This window comes from Labrys sp. (in: a-proteobacteria), from assembly GCF_047605565.1.
In the GTDB taxonomy this organism is placed as follows: Bacteria; Pseudomonadota; Alphaproteobacteria; order Rhizobiales; family Labraceae; genus Labrys; species Labrys neptuniae.
The window spans coordinates 34,922-57,477 of the sequence record NZ_JASGFM010000035.1; the positions used below are offsets into that span (position 1 = coordinate 34,922).

Annotated in this window: 16 protein-coding genes; 6 read left to right on the forward strand and 10 right to left on the reverse strand. The window is 65.3% G+C overall.

Annotated elements, in window-relative coordinates; genetic code table 11:
* Window positions 1-10: 10 nt before the first annotated feature.
* From gyrB to QM672_RS24805, 7 genes are all read right to left on the reverse strand, one after another.
* On the reverse strand, window positions 11-2,437 hold the full coding sequence (gene gyrB / locus QM672_RS24775) for a DNA topoisomerase (ATP-hydrolyzing) subunit B (protein WP_311934179.1): 2,427 nt from the start codon (window positions 2,435-2,437) through the stop codon (window positions 11-13).
* A gap of 117 nt (window positions 2,438-2,554) precedes the next feature.
* A complete protein-coding gene (locus tag QM672_RS24780; RefSeq protein ID WP_415085797.1) occupies window positions 2,555-3,172 on the reverse strand; it encodes a LysE family translocator in 618 nt (205 codons plus the stop codon).
* A gap of 93 nt (window positions 3,173-3,265) precedes the next feature.
* Window positions 3,266-3,988, reverse strand: a complete 723-nt coding sequence (locus QM672_RS24785) for a nucleotidyltransferase family protein (RefSeq protein ID WP_415085799.1) — start codon at window positions 3,986-3,988, stop codon at window positions 3,266-3,268.
* Window positions 3,985-5,517, reverse strand: coding sequence for a tRNA (adenosine(37)-N6)-threonylcarbamoyltransferase complex ATPase subunit type 1 TsaE (tsaE, locus tag QM672_RS24790; protein WP_415085801.1), 1,533 nt, complete (start codon window positions 5,515-5,517; stop codon window positions 3,985-3,987). Before tsaE ends, QM672_RS24785 begins: the two co-directional genes overlap by 4 nt.
* A 157-nt stretch (window positions 5,518-5,674) precedes the next feature.
* Complete coding sequence (locus tag QM672_RS24795) at window positions 5,675-8,155, reverse strand: PAS-domain containing protein (protein ID WP_311934175.1); 2,481 nt, start codon at window positions 8,153-8,155, stop codon at window positions 5,675-5,677.
* Window positions 8,156-8,829: 674 nt separating this feature from the next.
* Complete coding sequence (locus QM672_RS24800) at window positions 8,830-9,066, reverse strand: hypothetical protein (protein WP_311934174.1); 237 nt, start codon at window positions 9,064-9,066, stop codon at window positions 8,830-8,832.
* Between the two features lie 211 nt (window positions 9,067-9,277).
* On the reverse strand, window positions 9,278-9,484 hold the full coding sequence (locus tag QM672_RS24805) for a DUF1674 domain-containing protein (protein ID WP_415085804.1): 207 nt from the start codon (window positions 9,482-9,484) through the stop codon (window positions 9,278-9,280).
* 450 nt (window positions 9,485-9,934) lie between these two features.
* On the opposite strand from QM672_RS24805, the gene QM672_RS24810 reads away from it, so the two are divergent.
* Entirely contained in the window at window positions 9,935-11,299 is a 1,365-nt protein-coding gene (locus QM672_RS24810) for an NAD(P)/FAD-dependent oxidoreductase (protein ID WP_311934172.1), read from the forward strand.
* Window positions 11,300-11,449: 150 nt separating this feature from the next.
* Here the strand turns inward: QM672_RS24810 and QM672_RS24815 are convergent, their stop codons facing one another.
* A complete protein-coding gene (locus QM672_RS24815; protein WP_367623614.1) occupies window positions 11,450-12,358 on the reverse strand; it encodes a LysR family transcriptional regulator in 909 nt (302 codons plus the stop codon).
* Window positions 12,359-12,474: 116 nt separating this feature from the next.
* Here QM672_RS24815 and QM672_RS24820 point away from each other — a divergent pair, with 116 nt between their 5' ends.
* Entirely contained in the window at window positions 12,475-13,659 is a 1,185-nt protein-coding gene (locus QM672_RS24820; RefSeq protein WP_415085807.1) for an MFS transporter, read from the forward strand.
* A gap of 129 nt (window positions 13,660-13,788) precedes the next feature.
* Window positions 13,789-14,823: an aldo/keto reductase gene (locus QM672_RS24825; protein WP_415085809.1), complete on the forward strand. Its 1,035-nt coding sequence runs from the start codon at window positions 13,789-13,791 to the stop codon at window positions 14,821-14,823.
* 288 nt (window positions 14,824-15,111) lie between these two features.
* Here QM672_RS24825 and QM672_RS24830 read toward each other — a convergent pair whose 3' ends face one another.
* Both QM672_RS24830 and QM672_RS24835 read right to left on the reverse strand, forming a co-directional pair.
* On the reverse strand, window positions 15,112-17,556 hold the full coding sequence (locus tag QM672_RS24830) for a GcvT family protein (protein ID WP_415085811.1): 2,445 nt from the start codon (window positions 17,554-17,556) through the stop codon (window positions 15,112-15,114).
* Between the two features lie 112 nt (window positions 17,557-17,668).
* The gene (locus QM672_RS24835) at window positions 17,669-18,559 is read right to left on the reverse strand and encodes a phosphotransferase (protein WP_415085832.1); all 891 of its coding nucleotides are present in this window, start codon (window positions 18,557-18,559) and stop codon (window positions 17,669-17,671) included.
* Between the two features lie 372 nt (window positions 18,560-18,931).
* Between QM672_RS24835 and QM672_RS24840 the strand changes: the two genes are divergently transcribed.
* From QM672_RS24840 to QM672_RS24850, 3 genes are read left to right on the forward strand one after another with little or no spacing between them, the layout of a single operon-like run.
* Window positions 18,932-20,224 (forward strand): paraquat-inducible protein A, encoded by a 1,293-nt coding sequence (locus tag QM672_RS24840; protein ID WP_311934167.1) that lies wholly within the window; start codon window positions 18,932-18,934, stop codon window positions 20,222-20,224.
* A complete protein-coding gene (locus tag QM672_RS24845) occupies window positions 20,221-21,936 on the forward strand; it encodes an intermembrane transport protein PqiB (protein ID WP_367623609.1) in 1,716 nt (571 codons plus the stop codon). Before QM672_RS24840 ends, QM672_RS24845 begins: the two co-directional genes overlap by 4 nt.
* Window positions 21,936-22,526 (forward strand): PqiC family protein, encoded by a 591-nt coding sequence (locus QM672_RS24850; RefSeq protein WP_311934165.1) that lies wholly within the window; start codon window positions 21,936-21,938, stop codon window positions 22,524-22,526. Before QM672_RS24845 ends, QM672_RS24850 begins: the two co-directional genes overlap by 1 nt.
* The last annotated feature ends 30 nt before the right edge of the window (window positions 22,527-22,556 follow it).

Genomic DNA, 22,556 nt, shown 5'->3' on the forward strand with positions numbered 1-22,556 from the left:
GGCTGGGAGCTCAGGCGTCGACCTGGGCCGTCAGCGCGTTGTCCTGAATGAACTCGCGGCGCGGCTCGACGATGTCACCCATCAGCTTGGTGAAGATGTCCTCGGCCTCGACCACTTCCTTGACCTGCACCTTGAGCAGGGAGCGGACATTGCGGTCGAGCGTCGTTTCCCAGAGCTGGTCGGGGTTCATCTCGCCCAGGCCCTTGTAGCGCTGCAGCGACAGGCCCTTGCGGGCAGCGTTGGTCAGCGTCTCGAACAGGGCCACGGGGCCATGGATCTCGATCTCCTCGCCGCGGCGGGTAAGGATGGCCGGCTTGCCATAGACCTCGCGTAGCGCCCGGGAACGATCATCGAGCAGGCGGGCATCGACGGTGGCGAGCAACTGGGCATCGAGCGTATGGGCTTCCTTGACGCCGCGCACCATGCGTTCGAAGACATAGCCACCCTTGTCGACATGGCCGGTCCAGCCACGCTCGAACTCCTCGGCGATAGCGTCGAGACGGCGGGCGGTTTCCTCGGCTGCCTGCTGGGCCAGCGCTGGGTCGGCGACCACGCCGATGTTCAGTGCGCCGGCGATGGCCGCCTGCTCCACCACGGTGCGGTCATAGCGACTGTGGAGCTGGCCGAGCAGGGTACGGATGGTACGTGCATCGGTGATGACGCTGCGCAGGTCCTGGCCGGCCCGCTCCTCGCCGCTGCCGAGCCGCAGCACCGAGCCTTCGACGCCGGTGTCGATCAGATAGTCCTCGAGTGCACGCTCGTCCTTGAGATATTGCTCGGACTTGCCACGGGAGACCTTATAGAGCGGCGGCTGTGCGATATAGACATGGCCGCGATCGATGATCTCGCGCATCTGGCGGAAGAAGAAGGTCAACAACAGCGTGCGGATATGGCTGCCGTCGACGTCGGCGTCCGTCATGATGATGATCTTGTGGTAGCGCAGCTTGTCGGGATTGAACTCCTCCGAGCCGATACCGGTGCCCAGCGCGGTGATCAGCGTGCCGATCTGTTCCGACGACAGCATCTTGTCGAAGCGGGCCCGCTCGACATTGAGGATCTTGCCGCGCAACGGCAGCACGGCCTGGTATTCGCGGGCACGGCCCTGCTTGGCCGAGCCGCCGGCCGAGTCACCCTCGACGATGAAGAGTTCGGCCTTGGCCGGATCGCGCTCCTGGCAATCGGCGAGCTTGCCGGGCAGGGAGGCGACGTCGAGCACGCCCTTGCGGCGGGTGAGTTCGCGGGCCCGGCGCGCGGCCTCGCGGGCAGCGGCGGCCTCGGCCACCTTGCCGACGATGGTCTTGGCCTCGGCAGGATGCTCCTCGAACCAGGTCGACAAGGCCTCGTTCATGGCGCTCTCGACCACCGGCCGCACCTCGGAGGACACCAGCTTGTCCTTGGTCTGGGACGAGAACTTGGGATCCGGCACCTTCACCGAGAGCACGCAGGTCAGACCCTCGCGGCAATCGTCGCCCGTCATCTCCACCTTCTCCTTCTTGGAGATGCCGGAGGACTGGGCGTAGGAGGTGACCTGGCGGGTCAGCGCGGCGCGCAGGCCGGCGAGATGGGTGCCGCCATCGCGCTGGGGGATGTTGTTGGTGAAGCACAGCACCGTCTCGTGATAGCTGTCGTTCCACCACATCGCCGCTTCCACGCCGATGCCGTCACGCTCGACCTTCACATAGATCGGCGCCGGCACCAGGGCGGTCTTGGAGCGGTCGAGATAGCGCACGAAGGCGTCGAGGCCGCCCTCATACATCAGCTCTTCGCTCTTTTCGCCGCCATGGCGGCGATCGGTCAGCACGATGCGCACGCCGGAATTGAGGAAGGCGAGCTCGCGCAGGCGCCGCTCCAGCGTGGCATAGTCGAATTCGGTCTTGGTGAAAGTCTCGGTCGAGGGCAGGAAGGTCACCTCGGTTCCGCGCTTGTCGCCGGCCGGCCCCACCATCTTGAGCGGTGCATCGGCATCGCCATGGCTGAAGCTCATGACATGCTCGCCGCCGTCGCGCCAGATGCGCAGCGTCAGCTTGGAGGAGAGCGCGTTGACCACGGACACGCCGACGCCATGCAGGCCGCCCGAGACCTTGTAGGAGTTCTGGTCGAACTTTCCGCCGGCATGGAGTTGCGTCATGATCACTTCGGCCGCCGACACGCCCTCTTCGGGGTGGATGGCGGTGGGGATGCCGCGGCCATTGTCGGTGACGGTGACCGAGCCGTCGGGGTTCAGCGTCACCGTGACGATGTCGGCATGGCCGGCCAGCGCCTCGTCGATGGCGTTGTCGACGACCTCATAGACCATGTGGTGCAGGCCCGAACCGTCATCCGTGTCGCCGATATACATGCCGGGGCGCTTGCGCACCGCGTCCAGGCCCTTGAGCACCTTGATGCTGTCGGCGCCATATTCGTTTTCGGGCGTTTCGGACAAAGCGGGTTCAGCCATTGAGCAACTCATTCCTTGATTCGGAAAGGAATATAGGGATTCCCGTGCCGAATTTCATGCCAAAACGGCACATTTTTGTGATTTATCAGATATTTATCGGTGGATGACGGCGATCTTTCATCGCGTTGCGATCGTCACGGCCGTGCCGGCGATCACGGTGCCGCAGCTCCTGGCCAGAAGCCGCATGGCGCGGGGGCTTGATAGCAGCGAGCGGGCCCGGCCGGCCAGCACGATGTAGAAGGCGAACACGGCGGTGAGCACCGCTTCGGTGACGATGGCAAGCTCGACGAAGCTGGCCGGCGAAAGGTGGCCGAGATCGATCAGGTTGGGCAGGAGCGCGGTGTAGAACACCATCACCTTGGGGTTGCCGAGGGTGATCGAGAGGCCGCCGAGAAAGCTGCGCCAGCCGTTCTCACGGCTTGTGTCGCGGTCGACGGCCTGGACGAGGTTCGCCGTCGTCCATAATTTCCAGGCCAGATAGAGCAGATAGGCGACGCCTGCATATTTGATCGCCAGGAAGACGCCCGAAAAGCTCTGCGCCAGCACGGCCAGGCCCGCTGCGGCGAAGCCGAGCCAGACCAGGTCGCCCAGGGCGATGCCGACGGCAAAGCCCAGGCTCTCGCGCGCACCCTTGCCGAGCACGCGCGCCACCAGCGCCGCGACGCCCGGCCCCGGCAGGGCCGCGGCCACGAACAGCGCGCCGGCATAGACGGCGAGGGCGGTGGGATCGAGCATGAAGAGGCTCCAGCGGGAGGCCTTTATAGCGGGTCGCGGCCGGAGTGGGAAGCTTTCCGGGACCGCCAGCCTCCCATCGGCGGTGCGATGAAATTAGTCCACCGCCGATTGCGCGATCTTGGCTTCGGCCTCTCCCACCGCTTCGGGCGTGCCGACATGGAGCCAGATACCGTCGAGGCGCCGGCCGAACAGCCTTCCCTTGGTCTCGGCCGCATCGAACAAGCGGTTCAGGGAGAAGATCTCGCGCGTGCCCTCGAACAGGTCCGGCTTGATCAGCAGCACCCCCGCATAGGCGAAGGGTGCGGTTTCGTTCTCGCGCCGGCGGGAGAGCAGGCCGGCGCTGTCGAGATGATAGTCGCCCCGGCCGTCGAAGCCGATGCTGGTCGCCGTCGCCGCCACCAGCATCAGGATGTCCATGCGTTCGGGATCCCAGGCCGCCTCGAGGGCCTCGAGATTGTTCTGCGGCCCCTCGATCCAGAAACTGTCGCAATTGCAGACGATGAAGGGCGCCTTGCCAAGCAAGGGCAGGGCCTTGCGCACGCCGCCGCCGGAATCGAGCAGGCCCGCGCGCTCGTCGGAGATCAGGATCTTCGGATGCCGCCGGCCGGAAAGATGGGCTTCCATCTGCTCGGCGAGATAGTGAACGTTCACGACCGCCTTTTCCACGCCCGATGCCGCGAGGCGGTCAAGCACGTGATCGATCAGCGGCTTGCCGGCGATCTCGATCAACGGCTTGGGCCTGACGTCGGTCAGGGGGCGCATGCGCTTGCCGAGCCCGGCGGCCAGCAGCATGGCGGTCGAAAAAGGGCGGGTCATGATACTCTGGCTTCTATCGCGAAGACGAAGGTCTCGAACCACTCCCTGAGATCGGCCAAGGTGTGATGGGCCAAAGCGCGGTCGAGATAGGCGCGGATGCGCGGAATGTGCCTGAGATAAGCGGGCTTGCCGTCGCGCTTGTCGAGGCGGGCAAACAAGCCGAGAAGCTTGGTGTTGCGCTGGGCCGCCATCACCGCATAGGCGCGCGCGAAGCCGGCCGGATCGAAGGCGGCGTCGGCGCCGCGGCGCGCCTTGACATAACGCGTCAGGAGCTGGAGCTCGAGCTCCTGGTCCACGTCCACCCGCGCATCGAGGCAGAGCGAGGCCACGTCATAGGCGGGCGGGCCGATCATCGCGTCCTGGAAGTCGAGCAGGCCGATACGCTTGATGCCCTCGCGCTGGGGCAGCCACATCAGGTTCGGCGAATGAACGTCACGCAGCAGCCAGCTCTGCTCGCCCTTGACGACGGGGGCGAGCGCCGAGCGCCAGAGCGCCGTGAAATGGTCGCGATTGCGCTGCGACAACTGCGGTGCGCCGATCATCGGCATGTACCATTCGATCAGCAGCTCGACCTCGATATCGAGGGCGCCGTGATCGAAGGGCGGGATCTTGTGGTTGATGGCGGAAGCGACCGGCAGCGTATCCGGCAGCTCCGTGCCATGCAGGTGGGCGAGCAGGTCGATGGCGACGCCATAGCGCTCGGCCACCGGCTTGCCGTCCTCGGCGATGAAGTCCGTGCCGAAATCCTCCAGCAGGAGCAGGCCGTGCAGCAGATCCTCCTTGAGGATCTGCGGGGCCGAGAAGCCGCGTTCCGCCAAGCCCCTGGCCATGGCCACGAAGGGCTTCACATCCTGGGAGATATGGGCGATCTGGCTGTAGGTCTTGCCATAGCGCACCGGCGTGCGGTCGGTCCGGGCCGGCGAGTTCATCAGGATCACCGTGTTCTGCCCGCGCCTCAGCCGGGCATAGGAACGGGTCGAGGCGTCGCCCTGGACATGTTCGCGTGCCGCATCCTGCCAGCCGGCATGGCGCAGGAAATCGCCGGTCTGGGAAAAGCGGCGCAGCCGGGCGGACCAGTCTCCCGTGCCCGTCAGCGTCGCGCGCCGCGCGGTCTCGCTGCGGCCGGCATGCACGAAACGGAGGTCGAGCCGGTCGGCGGGAAGCGTCTCGCCGGCCTTCTCGGGCCATTCCACCAGCACCAGCGCGCCGTCGGGCGCCTCGTCCCAGCCCAGTTCGTCCAGCTCGCTGGCATGGCCGATGCGATAGAGATCGGCATGCACGATCGGAAAGGCGGGCGTGTCGTAGAGCTGGATCAGCGTGAAGGTGGGGCTGGAGACTTCCAGCTCCGGATCCTCGGCGATCTCGCGGATCAGGGCGCGGGCAAAGGCAGTCTTGCCGGCACCGAGATCGCCCGAGAGGGTAATGAGATCGCCGGCCCGAAGCGTCGCCGCCAGGTCACGGGCCAGCAGCTCGGTCGCCGCTTCGCTCGGCAGGTCGACTGTCCATTGGTGGGTCAGGAGATCGGTCAATGGGCTGGGCCTTTAATGTCATCCCATGCGCATTGCGGCACGAAGTGGCGCGATGCAGACACGGGACCGCTCTGTAAGTGAGGCTCGTTTGTCTTGCGATCCCGTGTCAGCGTTGCAGCGCTACGCGCCGCAATGCGCACGGGATGACCTGATATCCTCATTCGGCCGCCTCCCTGTGGACGGAGGCGTCGACCGGGAAGCGGCAAGTGACGATGGTACCGCGGCCTTCCTCGGAGACCAGCTCGACCGTGCCGCCATGCAGCTCCACGAAGGAGCGCACGATGGACAGGCCGAGGCCGACGCCGCGATGGCCACTCGAGCCGCCATGCGATTCGAAACGGTCGAAGACCCGGTCGATCACCGCCTGGGAAATGCCACGGCCGCGGTCCTCGACCCGGAAGACGATCTCCTGGCCCTTGCGCAGGGCCGAGAGCGTCACGGTGCCGCCGGCCTGCGAGAAGCCGATGGCATTGGAGAGCAGGTTGAACAACACCTGGCGCACGCGCTGGCCGTCGGCCTCGAAATTGCCGATCGCCTGGCTCGCCTTCATCTCCAGCCGGACGCCGGTCTCGGCCAGACGCGGCTGCACCGCCTCGGCCACGCCCTGCATGGCTTCGCGGATATCGACCTTGCCGAGGTCGAGCGTCATGGCGCCGGCATCGATGGTCGCGAGGTCCAGGATGTTGTTGATGATGGCGTAGAGCGCGTCCGAGGAGGTCTTGATGTAGCCGGCATATTGGCGCTGCTTCTCGTTCAGCGGCCCGGCAGCACCATCGGCCATCAGTTGCACGAAGCCGATGATATTGGTCAGCGGCGAGCGCAGTTCGTAGGAAACGTGGTGGACGAAGTCGTTCTTGAGGCGGGCGGCTTCCTCCAGCGCCTCGTTCTTCTCGACCAAGGCGTTCTCGAAATTCACCGAATCGGTGACGTCTGTGAAGGTGGCCAGCGTGCCGCCATCCGGCAGCGGCACGGTGGCGACGTCGATGACCGTGCCATCGACCCGCATCATGCGCTGGTCGGTGGAATGGCGGGCATCGCCGAAGGAGGTGATCACGCCCTTGAGCGCCTGCCACACCGCCTCGTCGCGGAACAGCACCGAGCAGCGCGATACCACGTCGTCGATATGGGGGCGCTGCTCCAGCATCTCCTGAGGCAATCGCCAGATCGCGGCGAAGGCCGGGTTGGACAGACGCAGGCGGCCGTCGGAACCGAAGGCGGCGACGCCTTCCTTCAGATTCTCCAGCGTTTCGCCCTGGACGCGCGAGAGGGCCTTGTAGCGGGCCTCCAGGTCGATGCGCTCGGTGACGTCCTCGAACAGATAGGTGACGCCGCCGGCCGGGTTGGGCGTGGTGACCACGCGCGAGGTGCGGCCATCGGGCAGGTGCCACCAGTGTTCGGCAGGCTCGAAGGCGCGATAGGCCTCGTGCAGCTTCGATTTCCAGGCCCTGAAATCGGCCTGTTCCGGCAGGCGGCGCTGGGCACGCAGGCGGTCGAGGATCTCGCTGTCGGTCGGCCTGCCGTCGAGGAAGGCGGCATCGAGCTGCCAGAGAGCGGCAAAGGACGCGTTGTAGAAGGTGAGATGCTGGTCGGCGTCGAAGATCGCCACGGCGGTGGCGAGTTGGTCGAGCGTGCGTACATGCGCTTCGATCTGGCGGCCGATATCGGCCCGCATCGTCTCGACCTCCGACACGTCGATCGCCATGCCGGCCGAACCGCGCGAAGAAGGAATATCGATGACGTCGAGCGTGCGCCTGGCGCCGCCGACCACCGCCGGCACGCGTTTGAGGAAGGGCTTGCCGTCGTGACGCGCAGCGTTGGCCTCCTCGCGGGCCGGCCGGTCGAGCAGTTCGACGTCGCCGCTCAGCACGTCGTTCTCGTCCTGGGCGTCGACCGCCCTGGCATAGGCCTTGTTGACCCAGACCAGCTTGTCATTGGCATTGCGCAGCCAGAGCGGCACCGGCGCCTCGTCGAGCAGGGAGCGGATCGCCTCGATCTCCTCGCTGGCGCGGCGGTGCCGGTCGGCGAGACGGGCGAGTTCCAGGCGGTCGCCGGTGACGTCGCGCAATCGGAGCACGGCGCGCCCGCCAATGGCGCGGCCATCCGCCTCGATATAACCGCCATGGCGCGAGCGCGCCACCATGTGGAAGCTCTCGCCGCGCCCGCGCAGCGCCGCGATTTGCTCTTCCAGCGTGCGGGTATCGTGATAATCGAGCCACCCCGTGCCGATCAGGCCGCGACGGGAGGACGAGATGGTGACCCCCGGCAGTTCGCCCGAAAGCAGCGGCAGATCCTCGGTGCCCGACCAGACCGCGATCAACTGCGGCTCGGACATCAGCAGGGCCTCGGCGCGTTCGGCACGAGCGGCCAGCGCCTGCGCTTCGGCCTTGGCGGCGCGGTCGCGCTTGAGCCAGGCATTGCGGGCACGCAGATAGAACACGGCCAGGCCCGTCGCCAGGATCAGCAGGCCGGCGAACAGGGCCAGCATGGCAAGGATGCGGCGATCGGCGCTGGAAAGATTGCCGAACAGGCCCGATGCCGCCGGCACGGTATCGGCAGCCAGGGCCGCGGACACCGGCAGCATGATCGTCAGGAAAATGCCGGCGCGTAGGAAGGCCGAGAACCGGGACCACCCCGACAATCCCGTTCCTTCGTGCCTGCCTTGCCGTCTGTCCTGTCGCATCTTGCTTCGACGAATCCCTTCGGTACCGGACAGGCGCCGGCGAATGACGTTCCGCTCACCCTGAAACGCAACGCGACGTTGGCAGGACCGCGGCGGCCTCGCCCGTCCTTCGGGCGGAAACCACCAGGCTGCTGCGACCCCGTCTGCCAAGGGCGCAGGCACCGACGTGCCCTGCCCTCGCACATTTGCGGGCACCGCGGACCGAATGGAGACCGGCCCTGCCCGCAAAGGGAACCGGCTGCCATTGCGAATGACGTCCGGCCTTGCGCGGAAGCACGGCCTCCCGGTCTGCATGACCGTGAACCCGTCCCCCGAATCAGTTCACTTTACCCTCCCCTTGACTCCCGCCGGAAGAGGCCATTCGGCGGCTATGCAAGGAAATTTGAAGGTGCAGGTCCCCGATGAGGGAACCAGACATGACGAAGCGACCCGTCATCTTGGCACCGATCATGGTTACCACGGGCTTAACAAACCCCGAGACCCCGGCGAAATCGCCGAGGGAACAGGGATCGGCACCCCAACAAAAAAACCGCCCCGGCAAGCGGGGCGGCGCACAATATCGCTTCACTATGATTGAGTGGAAAAGAACGTCTTTCTACGCCTAGGTGATGAAACGTCCGGCGCGAGCGGGCTCAGTAGGCCTCGCTATTGCGCAAGCGACGGGTGCCGTGCCGGACGGCGTGGACCTTGCGGGGCTGGGCGGTGCTATCGTTCACGCTGGTTTGGCGATCATTCTCGCCTGTCTGCTGAACCATCGCGGGTGCACCATAGAGTTCTGGCCCGGTAACGAGACGGCCATGGGCATTGGCAGCCGTAGCGGCAATGACAATACCAAACGCTGCAATCGTAGAAATCGTAAAGATCTTCATGATCTTCTCCTTGAAAAACCCACAGGAGGACGAACAAGCAATGACCTGAATCTACGACACACTGTCCTTCCTCGCAATTCACGAGCGAGATATGATGCGTGAACTATTCGTGATAGCGAATTTACCGGGAGAAATAGACCGGAAACAATCCAGCAATACTTATGGCAATTCCGCGATCAGCAAAAATGCGATCGTTCCGGCAGCGGCTGCTTCAAAAATCGGAAGCGATGCCCTTCACTTCCCAGTCGCCATAGCGCACGGGTTCGGGACCGTCGCGGCCATTGATCTCGCGCGGGCGCTCGGCCGGCTTCTCCGCTTTGCGGCGCTCGGCCGCCTCCGCGAGCGCGCGCTTGGCCGCTTCGCTCAAGGTCTTGCTTGGCGCGGCATGGGGAGGCGTGTCGGAGTCGGGAGCGGACATGGGTTCTCCATCGCAAATATGGTATGTTCGATCAAGCACTTCTATGAAAACTGGCCTGGTTATATGGGCGACGCCGACGCGTGCGCCGCCCGTGGGTAACGCGCCACGAGACTTGACCTTTGGGAACCAAAGTTCACGATGGCGGGCTGGCAGGTCCGCATTGCAGGCTTCCCATAGATGGGAGCCCGGATCAAAAAAACGAAGAGCCGACTTGTCATGGCGGCAGGTGAGATTATAGTCAGGAAATAAATATTATCCGCAGTGAAGTCTGCGGGACTTGGATTGCATGTCGACGGGCATCTCCCATCCGGCGTCATGCGGGCAGGTTCCCTCAGACCAACGGCGGCCAAGTCGTGCTACGGCGGCTTCGGAGGAGGCTGGCGGAGCGCCAATAAGTACAGAAATCCAGACGCTCAAACCAACCGCCATATCGGCAGAGGGGAAGAATATATGACAAGAGTAGCCGTCATCGGCGCCGGTCCCTCGGGCTTGGCGCAGCTCCGCGCCTTCCAATCGGCCGCCCGCAAGGGTGCTGCCATTCCCGAAATCGTCTGCTTCGAAAAGCAGTCGGACTGGGGTGGGCTGTGGAACTACACCTGGCGCACGGGCCTCGACGAACATGGCGAGCCGGTGCATGGCAGCATGTACCGCTATCTTTGGTCGAACGGCCCCAAGGAATGCCTGGAATTCGCCGACTACTCTTTCGAGGAACATTTCGGCAAGCCGATCCCGTCCTACCCGCCGCGCGCGGTGCTGTGGGACTACATCAAGGGCCGCGTCGAGAAGGCGGACGTGCGCAAATGGGTGCGCTTCAACACACCAGTACGCATGGTGCGTTTCGACGAGGCCACCAAGAAGTTCACGGTGACCGCCCATGAGCGCACCGAAGACCGCATGTATGATGAGGAGTTCGACTATGTCGTGGTGGCTTCCGGCCACTTCTCCACGCCGAACGTGCCCTATTTCGAGGGCGTGAAGAGCTTCAACGGCCGCGTGCTGCATGCGCACGACTTCCGTGACGCCCTGGAATTCAAGGGCAAGGACATCCTGATCGTCGGGCGCAGCTATTCGGCCGAAGACATCGGCTCGCAGTGCTGGAAATACGGCGCCAAGTCGGTGACCACCAGCTATCGTTCCAAGCCGATGGGCTTCAAATGGCCGGCCAATTTCGAAGAGCGCCCGCTGCTGCAGCGCCTGGAGAACCGCACGGCCTATTTCGCCGACGGCTCCAGCAAGGAGGTCGACGCGCTGATCCTGTGCACCGGCTACCAGCACCACTTCCCGTTCCTGCCGGACGATCTGCGCCTGAAGACCGCTAACCGGCTCTGGGCGGACCATCTCTACAAGGGTGTGATCTTCGACGGCAATCCGCAGCTCTTCTATATCGGCATGCAGGACCAGTTCTACACCTTCAACATGTTCGACGTGCAGGCCTGGTGGGCCCGTGACGTGATGATGGGCCGTATCAAGCTGCCGCCCGAAGCCGAACTCAAGGCCAATTTCGACAAATGGCGCGCCCGCGAGGAAACCCTCGAGGATGCCGAGCAGATGATCTGGTACCAGGGCGACTATGTGAAGGAGCTGCTGGCCGAGACCGACTATCCGCAGTTCGACATCGAGGCCACCAACAAGACCTTCATGGAGTGGGAACACCACAAGATGGAGGACATCATGGGCTTCCGCGACCATGGCTATCGCTCGCTGATGACCGGCACCATGGCGCCCAAGCACCACACCAAATGGGTCGAGGCGCTCGACGACAGCCTGGAGACCTATCTGCGCACCGAACCGGCGGCGGCCACCAAGGTCGCCTAGGGTATCCGTGACCGGAATTCAGGACGCCGGCCCCGACGAGCGCGGGGCCGGCGTTTGCGTTTCCTGGGACCGTCGGCTTCCAGCCGGCTCTTCACTACCAGCAAACGGCGCGGTTCCAAGAGCCGGCTGGAAGCCGGCGGTCCCAGGGATTCAGTGCCCCGGCCCTCCGATTCTTTCAGCCAGGAAATCCACGAAGGCGCGGATACGAGCCGCCAGATGGTCGTGGCCGACGAAGACGGCGTGGATCAGCTCAACGTCGAGGGCGTTGTAGTCCTCCAGCACCGGCACCAGCAGCCCGGCATCGATATCCGGCTGGACATGAAAGCGGCCGAGGCGCACCAGGCCGAGGCCATCCATGCAGAGCTTGCGCATGGTCGGCCCATTATTGGCCTTGAGATTACCGGCAACCTGCACGCGCCGCACGGATATCGAACCGGGATCGCGGAAGGGCCAGGTGTCGAGGCCACGCCGGAAGTTGAACAGCAGGCAGTTATGCCCTTCGAGTTCCTCGGGCGTGGCGGGCACGCCATGCCGCGCGACATAGGCCGGCGAAGCAGTGATCACGCGCTTGCTCTCCAGGATCTTGCGCGCCTTCAGCGCCGAATCGCGCAGGGGTCCCGAGCGGATGGCGATATCGGCCTTCTCCTCAACGAGGTCGATGACGTCGTCGGTGAGCGAGAGATCGAGCTCCACCTTGGGATAGCGGGCCAGGAAATCGGGCAGCACCGGCACGACGCAGCGCGCCCCGAATCCCACCGAGGCGCTGACGCGTAGCCGCCCGGCTGGCACGACCTCGCCACCGCTCGAGATCATTCGCTCCGTCTCGGCGATGTCGGCGAGAATGGCCTGGGCGCGGCCAAGATAGGTCTCCCCTTCCGGCGTGAGCTGCAGGGTTCGCGTCGTGCGCACCAGCAGGCGGGCTCCGAGCCGGTCCTCGATGCGAGTGACGAGCTTGCTCACCGCCGAGGGCGAGAGATGCAACTTGCGTCCGGCTGCCGAGAAACTGCGCAACTCGGCCGCGGTGACGAACACCTCCATCTCCCCGGCCCGGTTATCCATGACTATCCCTTATGAATTCAATTCAAAGCTATTCACTCATTATGCCCGATTATCATGGCAATGCGTAGCGATCATATTCGCCCCGACACTCATTCACCCTTGTTGGGACCACTCTCATGCCCCTCGCCCTCCTTGCCCTCACGATCGCGGCCTATGCGATCGGCACCACGGAGTTCGTGATCGTCGGCCTGCTGCCGACGGTCGCTTCCGATCTCGGCATCACCCTGCCGCTCGCCGGACTGATCGTCAGCGTCTACGCTCTTGGCGTGACTTTCGGCGCCCCCATCCTCACCGCCCTCACCGGACGCCTCGGCCGCAAGGGCCTGCTGCTCGGCCTGATGGCACTCTTCGTCGTCGGCAACAGCGCGGCCGCACTCAGCCCAAGTTATGAATTGCTACTGGTCGCCCGCGTGATCTCCGCCTTCGCCCATGGCGTGTTCTTTTCGGTCGGCGCTACCATCGCGGCCGATCTTGTCGCGCCCGATCGTCGCGCCTCGGCCATCGCCATGATGTTCATGGGCCTGACGGTGGCGATCGTCACCGGCGTGCCGCTCGGCACCTTCATCGGCCAGAGCTTCGGCTGGCGCGCCACCTTCTGGGGCGTCGCAGGCCTCGGCCTGATCGCTTTCATTGCCATCGCCGTGCTGCTGCCGGCCACGCTGCGCAGGGCGCCGCCGGCCAGGTTGATCGACCAGATCCGGGTTCTCGGCAGTGGCCGCCTGCTGCTGGTCTTCGCCATGACGGCGCTCGGCTATGGCGGCACCTTCGTCGCCTTCACCTATCTTGCCTCGATCCTGGAGAAGATCACCGGATTTGCCGCCGGCAGCGTCAGCCTGATCCTGGTGCTCTATGGCGCGGCGATCGCCGTGGGCAATCTCGTGGGCGGCCGCATCGCCGACCGCAATCCCGCCAAGGCGCTGATCGGCCTGTTCGCCCTGCAGGCTGCCGTGCTGGCTGCCTTTGCCTTCACCGCCACCTCGCCGGTGCTGACCCTGGTGACGCTGGCCGCCCTCGGTTTCCTGTCCTTCGCCAACGTGCCCGGCCTGCAGCTCTATGTGGTGCAGCTTGCCAAGGTCCATCGCCCGGCCGCCGTCGATGTCGCCTCGGCCCTCAACATCGCCGCCTTCAACCTCGGCATCGCCCTGGGCGCCTGGGTCGGCGGGCTGGTGGTGGCCTCACCGCTCGGCCTCGGCCTGACGCCCCTGGTCGGCGCCGCCCTGGTCGCCATCGCCCTGGTGCTGACGCTGTGGAGCGCCGCGCTCGACCGCCAGCCCGAACCCCAAAAGCGTTTTGCGATTTGAAGGGTTCCCCTCGAACCGCAAAGACGCGTCGAAACAAAGGATTTGAGCAAACAAGCGTTCAGCCAAGAACGCGCCTTGCTCCGGGCCAGTCAGCCTGAATCCGCTCTGCCTTTTGGAAAGGACATCACCATGGACTATCGTCGTCTCGGCGCATCCGGCCTGAAAGTGCCGGTCCTCAGCTTCGGTGCCGGCACGTTCGGCGGCTCGGGACCCCTGTTCGGCGCCTGGGGCACCACGGACGAGAAGGAGGCGCGCCGCCTTCTCGACATCTGCCTGGAAGCCGGCGTGAACCTGTTCGACACCGCGGACGTCTATTCGAACGGCGCATCCGAAGAGGTTCTCGGCGCCGCCATCAAGGGCCGCCGCAGCGAGGTGCTGATCTCGACCAAGACCGCCCTGCCGATGGGCGACGGGCCCAATGACTACGGCACGTCGCGCGAGCGCCTGATCCGTGCCGTCGAGGCGGCGCTCCGCCGTCTCGGCACCGACCATATCGACCTCCTGCAGCTGCATGCCTTCGATGCGGGGACGCCGATCGAGGAGGTGCTCTCGACGCTGGACGGCCTCGTTCGTGCCGGCAAGGTGCGTTATCTCGGCGTCTCCAACTTCTCGGGCTGGCAGATCATGAAGTCGCTCGCCATCGCCGACCGGCATGGCTGGACGCGTTATGTCGCCAACCAGGCCTATTATTCCCTGATCGGACGCGACTATGAGTGGGAGCTGATGCCTCTCGGCCTCGACCAGGGCGTCGGCGCGCTGGTCTGGAGCCCGCTCGGCTGGGGCCGGCTTACCGGCAAGCTGCAGCGCGGCCAGGCACTGCCGGCCGGCAGCCGGCTGCACCAGACCGCCGATTTCGGCCCGCCGGTGGATGACGAACGCCTCTTCCGCGTCATCGACGCCCTGAACGACGTGGCCGAGGAAACCGGCAAGACCGTGCCGCAGATCGCCATCAACTGGCTCACCAGCCGCCCCACCGTCTCCTCGGTGATCATCGGCGCCCGCAACGAGGACCAGCTGAGGCAAAATCTCGGCGCCATCGGCTGGAGCCTGACGCCGGAACAGCGCCAGAAGCTCGACGCGGCCAGCGCGGTGGAAGCGGCCTATCCCTATTTCCCCTATCGCCGCCAGGAAGGCTTTGCGCGCCTGAACCCGCCGGCGGTGTGAGGGGCAGAGGGACGTCGGTGTTCGGCTAGGACCATAGATATTTGCCGAGCACCACCCCAATCTCAGCCTCGGTGGCAAAGTCCCCACGGTTGGCGTCGGCAAGGCCGGCTTCGATCTCCACACGCCACGGCTCACGCGAAGGGTTGGCTGTCTCGGCTGGCATGCGGGATGGGACGGCAGTGGCAGCAGTCGCGCCGCTGACGTCTCCCTCGCCCTGCGAAGCGGAGAGAGGGGGCGGGTGAGAGGCTGCGCTGTGTCTCGCCTTACCCTTAATATTCGACATCTCGGTTACCCCTTCACCCGCTCCATTTTCGGGTCGTAGAGCGGCTCCAGGAACACCTCAGCCTTCACCCGTTCCGTCGCGACTTCCAGCTCATAGCTGCCGGAAAGCACATAGTCGGCGTCGACGCCGGCGGGATCGCGGACATAGCCGTAGCCGATGTTCTTACCCACCGTGTAGCCATAGCCGGCCGAGGCCAGCCAGCCGCAGCGCTTGCCGTTGCGATAGATGGTCTCGCGGCCGAGCAGGATCACCTTGGGGTCATCGACGGTAAAGCCGGCCAGCAGGCGCGGCAGCGGCTTGGCCGCCTGGTCGAGCAGGGCCTCGCGGCCGAGGAAGGGGATGTCCTTCTTCAGCTTCGCCGCCCAGCCGAGGCCGGCCATCAGGGGCGAATGATCCGGCCCGATCTCGCCGCCCCAGGCCCGGTAGCCCTTTTCCAGCCGCAGCGATTCGATGGCGCGATAGCCGGCATTGACGAGACCGAGCGGCGTGCCGGCCGCCATCAGCGCATCATAGACCGTCAGCGCGAACTCCATCGGCACATGCAGCTCCCAGCCGAGTTCGCCGACATAGGTGACGCGCAGGGCCAGGATGCGCGCGCCGGCAATGTGCAGCGGCCGGGCGCTGCCGAAGGGCGCGGCGGCATTGGAAAGATCCTCAGCCGTGAGCGCTCCCAGGATCTCGCGCGCCTTGGGGCCCATCAGCACCAGCACGGAAAATTGCGAGGTGACGTCCTCGACCTCGACATCGAGCCCGTCCGGGATGTTGCGCCGGATCCAGTCGAGGTCATGGGTGGCAAAGCCGGTGCCGGTGACGAGGTAGTAGCTGCCGTCGCCGAGCCTGGCCACGGTGAGATCGGTCTCGATGCCGCCCTTGCGGTTGAGCATCTGGGTATAGGTCAGGCTGCCCGGCTTCTTGACCACGTCGTTGGCGCAGAGCCATGACAGCGCCTCGTTGGCGTCGCTCCCCCTCACGGTGAACTTGGCAAAGGAGGTCTGGTCGAACACCACGGCCGCCTCGCGGCAAGCCTTGTGCTCGCGGCCGACAGCTTCGAACCAGTTCTGGCGGCCATAGCTATAGACGTCCCTGGCCTCCTCGCCCGTTGCGGCGAACCAGTTGGGCCGCTCCCAGCCGAGCTTCTCGCCGAACACGGCGCCCTGCGCCTTGAGCCGGTCATAGAGCGGGGAACGACGCAGCGGACGGCCGGACTGATACTCCTCGAAGGGCCAGGCCATGGTGTAGTGCTTGGCATAGGCCTCCATGGTGCGCTGGCGCACCCAGCCGGTGTCGAGCGTGTTCTTGCCGAAGCGACGGATGTCGACGGCCCACAGATCATAGGGCGGCTCGCCCTTGGCCACCCATTCGGCCAGGGCCATGCCGGCGCCCCCGCCTGAGGCGATGCCGAAGGCGTTGAAGCCGCAGCCGACATAGACGCCCTTGGTTTCCGGTGCCGCGCCGAGAATGAAATTGCCGTCGGGCGTGAAGCTCTCGGGCCCGTTGATGAACTGCTTGACGCCGACATTTTCCATGGCGGGCACGCGGCCGATGGCAAGCTCCATCAGCGGCTCGAAATGGTCGAGATCGTTCTCCAGCAGCTGGAACTCGAACTTTTCGGTGGCGCCTGTATTGGCCCAGGGCTTGGGGTTGGGCTCGTAGCCGCCCATCACCAGGCCGCCGACCTCCTCCTTCCAATAGGTAAGGCGGTCGGGATCGCGCAAGGTCGGCAGGTTGGAGGTGACGCCCTCGATCCGCTCGGTGATCAGATATTGATGCTGCATCGACACCAGGGGGATGTTGACCCCGGCCATGCGGCCGATCTCGCGCGACCATTGGCCGGCGCAGATCACGATCTTCTCGGCCTGGATACGGCCCTGGTCGGTCAAGACAGCCTTGGCGACGCCGCCCTCGACCTCGATGCCGGTGACGATGACGCCTTCGCGGAAAGTCACGCCGCCCATGCGCGCGCCCCTGGCGAGCGACTGGGTGATATCGGAGGGCGAGGCCTGCCCATCCGTCGGGAGGAAGGCGGCGCCAACCACGTCGTCCACCTGCATCAGCGGCCACAGATCCTGGGCTTCCTTGGGGCTGAGCAGCTGCATTTCCAGGCCGAAGGAGGTCGCCGTGGTGGCCTGGCGCTTCACCTCGGTCCAGCGTTCCTGGTTGCAGGCGAGCCTGAGGCCGCCATTGCGCTTCCAGCCGGTGGCCAGGCCCGTTTCCTGCTCCAGCCGGTCATAGAGGGCGACGGAATAGCCGAGCAGCTGGGTGATATTGGCATTGGTCCTGAGCTGGCCGACCAGGCCGGCCGCATGCCAGGTCGAGCCCGAAGTGAGCTTGCCGCGCTCGAGCACCAGCACGTCCGTCAGCCCCATCTTGGCGAGATGATAGGCGGTGGAACAGCCGATGATGCCGCCACCGATGATGACGATCTTGGCGGAAGTGGGCAGGTCGGACATGGAGATCTCCTGGGAGCGCGGACTTCCGGTCCGCTCTTGGAAACGCTGCGCTTAAGGGGAAGAGCGGATATCGCGACATGCAAACATGCCGCTGAGAAGTCCGCGCTCCAGGCTACCCATCCCGCCAGGCGGCATACGTCACCTCGTAGCGCCTGAGATTTTCGGCGGTATAGGCGACATAGTCGAAATCGAGGGCGGAATGGATTTCCGACACCATGCTCCACATGGCCTCACGGAGCAGGGAGGCCGCGGTCATGGCGGCCAGACGCCGGCGCAATCCATCATCGAGGGGCCGCTCGAAATAGGCCTCCGTCAGACTGTCACGCGCGGCGACGTCGAGCTCGGAATTGGAGGCAAGGCCGCCAAGATCGAACAGAGGCGAGTTGAAGCCGGCATAGTCCCAGTCGACCAGCCAGAGGCGCTTGCCGTCGTCGAGGAAATTGGCGGCGAGCAGATCGTTGTGACCGAAGACGATGTCGACCGGGCCGACGCCTTCCTCCAGCCGCTCGCTCTCGGCGAGCAGGCGCGGCAGCAGCGGCAGATGCCGGCTGGAGCCTTCCCTCAGCGTATGGCCATAGTCACGCAGGACCTGAAACACCCAGAAAATCGCGGCCGGGCCCCGGAAGAAACGGGGCATCTCGCGATGGCAGCGTCGCACCAGTTCGATCATGGCCTGGTGGTTGCGGGGATCGCGCACATCCTCGGGCGTAAAGGTGCGCCCCTCGATGAAGCGCAGCACCAGCGCGCCCGGTTCGTGATGCACCACTTCCGGCGAGATGCCGGCGGCGAAGGCCGCCTTGCTGGCGGCCAGTTCGTTGGCGCGGCTGATCTGGTGCAGGGGAATGTCGTCACCGATCCGCACGACATATTTGCCGTCGCCGTTCACCACAGTGAAGTTGGTGTTGGTGATGCCGCCACCGAGCGGCTGCGGATCGACCCTGCCGCGCCAGCAGGCCAGGGTCGTCGCCCTCTCCCGGGGGCTGTGAAGCGGCACCTTGGGCATGGCGGCTCCGGATGGTTTGTTCAAGGTTGGGGCAGCCTAACCCGATCGGTATCAAATCGTCCAGACGGCGCGCCCGATAATGGTCGGGGGCACGAAGCCCCTCGGGCGTCGCCGAAGTCGGCACCTCGTCAATTCTAATACCGTCTAAGCCTTGGCTTTTCGTGCAGCATGCGACAAAAGGGGATCGGAAGCGGCGTATTGCAGCAAATGCAGTCGTCCGCGCACGAACGTTTGGAAAGAGCCGTTCGGGCTCAAGACATCGGAGTTACGGTCGGCCCGAAGGGAGACTTCAGGGAAGATTCGTCGTCTCCATTGGCGGAATGCCGCTACGGTAAGGCCGGAGTTCTTTTGTGATTCGAGTGCAACGGTAACATGGCGACCGGGCGGACAGATCGGGTGATCACCCCGACGACGCGAAGTGCCACCCAGATCATGGAGTGCCACGACTGCGGGCTGCTGCACGACGTGCCGCCGCTTCAGGACGGCATGCGCGCGCGCTGCTCGCGTTGCGGCGCCACCATGGAGCATTACCGCGCCATCTCGCTGAGCCATGCCTATGCCTATAGCCTGGCCGGCGCCGCCTGCTTTGCCATGGCCAATTTCCTGCCTTTCATCAAGCTGGAGATCTCAGGGCGGATACAGGTCGCCGGGCTCGTCACCGGCATCAAGTCGCTCTACGACCAGGGCCTGTGGGAACTGGCGATCGTCGTCGGCATCACCATGCTGGTGGCGCCAGGCCTGCAGATTCTCGCCCGCCTCGCGGTCCTGACCGGGCTGAGGATGCGGCGTCCGCCGCGCTGGCTGCCTCTGGTTCATCGCGGCTCCAGTTTCGTCGGCCGCTGGGCGATGATCGAGGTCTACATATTCGGCCTGATCGTCGCCTATGTGAAGCTGATCGAGCTCGCCAGCATCGAACTCGGTCCCGCTGTATTCGCGGTAGCGGCACTGATGCTGGTGACGGTAGCGACCAGCGCCCTGCTCGACGACGAGACCATCTGGCGCAGCTTCGAGCGCAAGGGCCTGGTGCCGCCGCCGCCGGTGGTGAACCCCAGGCGACCCGTGGCGCTGTGCGAAGCCTGCGGGCTTGCCTCCAACCTGCCCGATTCGGGCCACGGCAACTGTCCGCGCTGCAAGGCGGCGCTACATCTGCGCAAGCCCGACAGCATCAACCGCACCTGGGCCCTGCTGATCACCGCCACCATCCTCTACATCCCCGCCAACATCTACCCGATCATGGCGGTCTATATGCTGGGGCGCGGAGATCCCTCCACCATCATCGGCGGCATCATCCAGCTGGCGGATGCCGGCATGTGGCCGGTGGCGGCGGTGGTCTTCATCGCCTCGATCCTGGTGCCCACGCTCAAGCTGGCGGGCTTGGCGACCTTGCTGATCACCACCCAGCGCGGCTCGACCTGGCGCCTGCGGGACCGCACCGTCGCCTATCGCCTTATCGAATTCATCGGGCGCTGGTCGATGGTCGACATCTTCATGATCTCGATCCTGGTGGCGCTGGTGCAATTGGGCGGGGTGGCCAGCATCCAGCCCGGCGTCGGCGCCATCGCCTTCGCCGCCGTGGTGATCATCACCATGATCGCGTCCGAATGTTTCGATCCCCGCCTGATGTGGGACAATCTCGACCGCCAGAAGGGAAAGCCAAGCCATTGACCGATTCCGATGCCCCCAAAAATGGCGCTTTCGAGCACGGCGACGGCCCGGCCACACCCGAGATCGGCAAGCCGCGCCGGCGCCTGCCCCTGATCTGGCTGGTGCCGCTGGCCGCGATCGGGATCGGGCTCTATCTGGCCTGGGTGACGCTGTCGGAGAAGGGTCCCGAGATCACTATCTCCTTCCGCACCGCCGAAGGGCTGGAACCGGGCAAGACCCAGCTGCGCTACAAGGCCATCGTATTCGGCACGGTGAAGAGCGTGACGCTGGCGCCCGACGGCAGCCACGTCATCGCCACGGCCGAGATGTCCAAGCAGGCTGCTCCCCTGATGCGCCGGGACTCGCTGTTCTGGGTGGTGCGCCCGCGCCTGTCGGCGAGTTCGGGCGTGTCGGGCCTGTCGACCCTGCTGTCCGGCGTCTATATCGAGTTCGATCCGGCCAAGTCCGGCGAGACGACCGACAGCTTCACCGGTCTGGAGGTACCGCCCGTCATCCCCACCGACGCTCCGGGCACCGAATTCGCCCTCAAAGCCACCAAGATCGGCTCGGTCGGCGTCGGCTCGCCGATCTTCTATCGCGGCCTCGAAGTCGGCCAGGTCCTGGGCTACGATTCCTCCAATGCCTCGGCCGGTATCACCATCCGCGCCTTCGTCCGCGACCCCTATGACAGGGAAGTGCTGACCTCCAGTAATTTCTGGAGCGCTTCGGGCGTTTCGCTCACCACGGGTCCGCAAGGCTTCCGGCTGCAGCTCGATTCCCTCCAGGCCCTGCTCGCAGGTGGCATCGCCTTCGATACGCCGACGGGCGTGCCGGCGGGCGAGCGGGCTCCCCCCAAGACGGCTTTCACCCTCTACAGCGACCAGGCCAGCGCCGACGAGGCCAGATACACCATACGCCTGCGCTATCTGGTCTATTTCGACTCGTCGGTCGGCGGTCTCGTTCCCGGCTCCAATGTGGAGTGGCATGGCCTCAAGATCGGCCAGGTCGTCGACGTCAACCTGCAATATGACGTCACCAAGAATGCGCCGCGCGCACCGGTGCTGATCGAGATCGAACCGCAGCGCGTCCAGGTGGTCGGCGCCACCGGCCCGATCGATCCCGAAACCGTGCTGAAGTCGCTGGTCGCCAAGGGTCTGCGCGCCGAGATCAAGACCAGCAACTATCTCACCGGCCAGAGCGTGGTGTCGTTGGATATCGATCCCAAGGCTGCACCGGCCCAATTGGGAACCGGCGACGCCTATCCGGTGATCCCGACCAATCCGAACCAGTTCGATTCGGCCTTGCGCTCGGTCAACGACATTCTCGACCGCATTTCGAAGCTGCCGCTGGACAAGCTGGTGCTCCAGGCCAACGACACCATGAAGTCGTTCCAGGACCTGGCCGCCGGGCCGGAAATCAAGGAATCGCTGCGCTCGCTCGCCGGCGCCCTCACTTCCGCACGGGAGCTGATCGACAAGGCCAAGACGGACCTTGCGCCGGCCATGCAGAGGCTGCAGCCGGTGCTCGACACCGCCCAGCAGTCGATGAAGCGCATCAATTCCACCCTGGGCTCCTTCGACCAGGGCTATGGCGGCTCGTCCAGCTTCAAGCGCGACCTCACGCGCCTGATGTCGCAGGTCGACGATGCCGTGCGCTCCATCCGCGTGCTCACCGACTATATGCAGCAGCACCCCGAATCCCTGATCCGGGGCAAGACCAGAGGAAGCAACTGATGCCGTTCTCCTCCGCCCGCCGTTCTGGACGCATTGCAGCCCTTGCAGGCCTGGGCCTGGCTCTCGCTTTGCTCGCGGCCTGCGCCTCGCCGGACGCCAAGATCTACACCTTGGCTGCCCAGGGCGGGCAAAGGGTTGCGGGCCGGCCGGTCTCGGTGTCGATCGAAACGGTGGACGTGGCGAAATATCTCGACCGCCCGCAGCTGGTGCGCCGCTCCGGTGACGTCCAGCTCGGGGTCTCCGAGTTCGAGCGCTGGGGCGAGCCGCTGGGCTCCATGGTGCAGCGCGTGCTGGCCGAGGATTTGCGCCGGCGCCTGCCCGCCGGCTCGCTGGTGACCACCAGCCAGACGGTATCCGGCAAGGAATCGGCGACGCTGGAGCTCTCGGTGAGCCGCTTCGACACCAATGCAGAAGGCGTCGTGCTGCTGCAGGCACAATGGCGTCTGCATTACCGCAATGGCGGCCGCAGCGCGGCGGCCCAGGCCAATATCGCCGTGCCCCCGGCCGATGCGGGAGCGCCCGCCCAAGTCGAGGCGATGAGCTCGGCCCTCGACCAGCTCGCCGGGCATATCGCCGCCAAGCTGCGCTGACGAGAGCACGCCACTTCTCGAGTCCGCCAT

Bases quoted from the DNA above. Each gene is read 5' to 3' on its own strand.
- QM672_RS24830 (WP_415085811.1), bottom strand. From the start codon at position 17,556: ATGTCCGACCTGCCCACTTCCGCCAAGATCGTCATCATCGGTGGCGGC.
- gyrB (WP_311934179.1), bottom strand. From the start codon at position 2,437: ATGGCTGAACCCGCTTTGTCCGAAACGCCCGAAAACGAATATGGCGCC.
- QM672_RS24835 (WP_415085832.1), bottom strand. From the start codon at position 18,559: ATGCCCAAGGTGCCGCTTCACAGCCCCCGGGAGAGGGCGACGACCCTG.
- QM672_RS24810 (WP_311934172.1), top strand. From the start codon at position 9,935: ATGACAAGAGTAGCCGTCATCGGCGCCGGTCCCTCGGGCTTGGCGCAG.
- QM672_RS24820 (WP_415085807.1), top strand. From the start codon at position 12,475: ATGCCCCTCGCCCTCCTTGCCCTCACGATCGCGGCCTATGCGATCGGC.
- QM672_RS24805 (WP_415085804.1), bottom strand. From the start codon at position 9,484: ATGTCCGCTCCCGACTCCGACACGCCTCCCCATGCCGCGCCAAGCAAG.
- QM672_RS24780 (WP_415085797.1), bottom strand. From the start codon at position 3,172: ATGCTCGATCCCACCGCCCTCGCCGTCTATGCCGGCGCGCTGTTCGTG.
- QM672_RS24840 (WP_311934167.1), top strand. From the start codon at position 18,932: ATGGCGACCGGGCGGACAGATCGGGTGATCACCCCGACGACGCGAAGT.
- QM672_RS24850 (WP_311934165.1), top strand. From the start codon at position 21,936: ATGCCGTTCTCCTCCGCCCGCCGTTCTGGACGCATTGCAGCCCTTGCA.
- QM672_RS24785 (WP_415085799.1), bottom strand. From the start codon at position 3,988: ATGACCCGCCCTTTTTCGACCGCCATGCTGCTGGCCGCCGGGCTCGGC.
- QM672_RS24800 (WP_311934174.1), bottom strand. From the start codon at position 9,066: ATGAAGATCTTTACGATTTCTACGATTGCAGCGTTTGGTATTGTCATT.
- QM672_RS24815 (WP_367623614.1), bottom strand. From the start codon at position 12,358: ATGGATAACCGGGCCGGGGAGATGGAGGTGTTCGTCACCGCGGCCGAG.
- QM672_RS24825 (WP_415085809.1), top strand. From the start codon at position 13,789: ATGGACTATCGTCGTCTCGGCGCATCCGGCCTGAAAGTGCCGGTCCTC.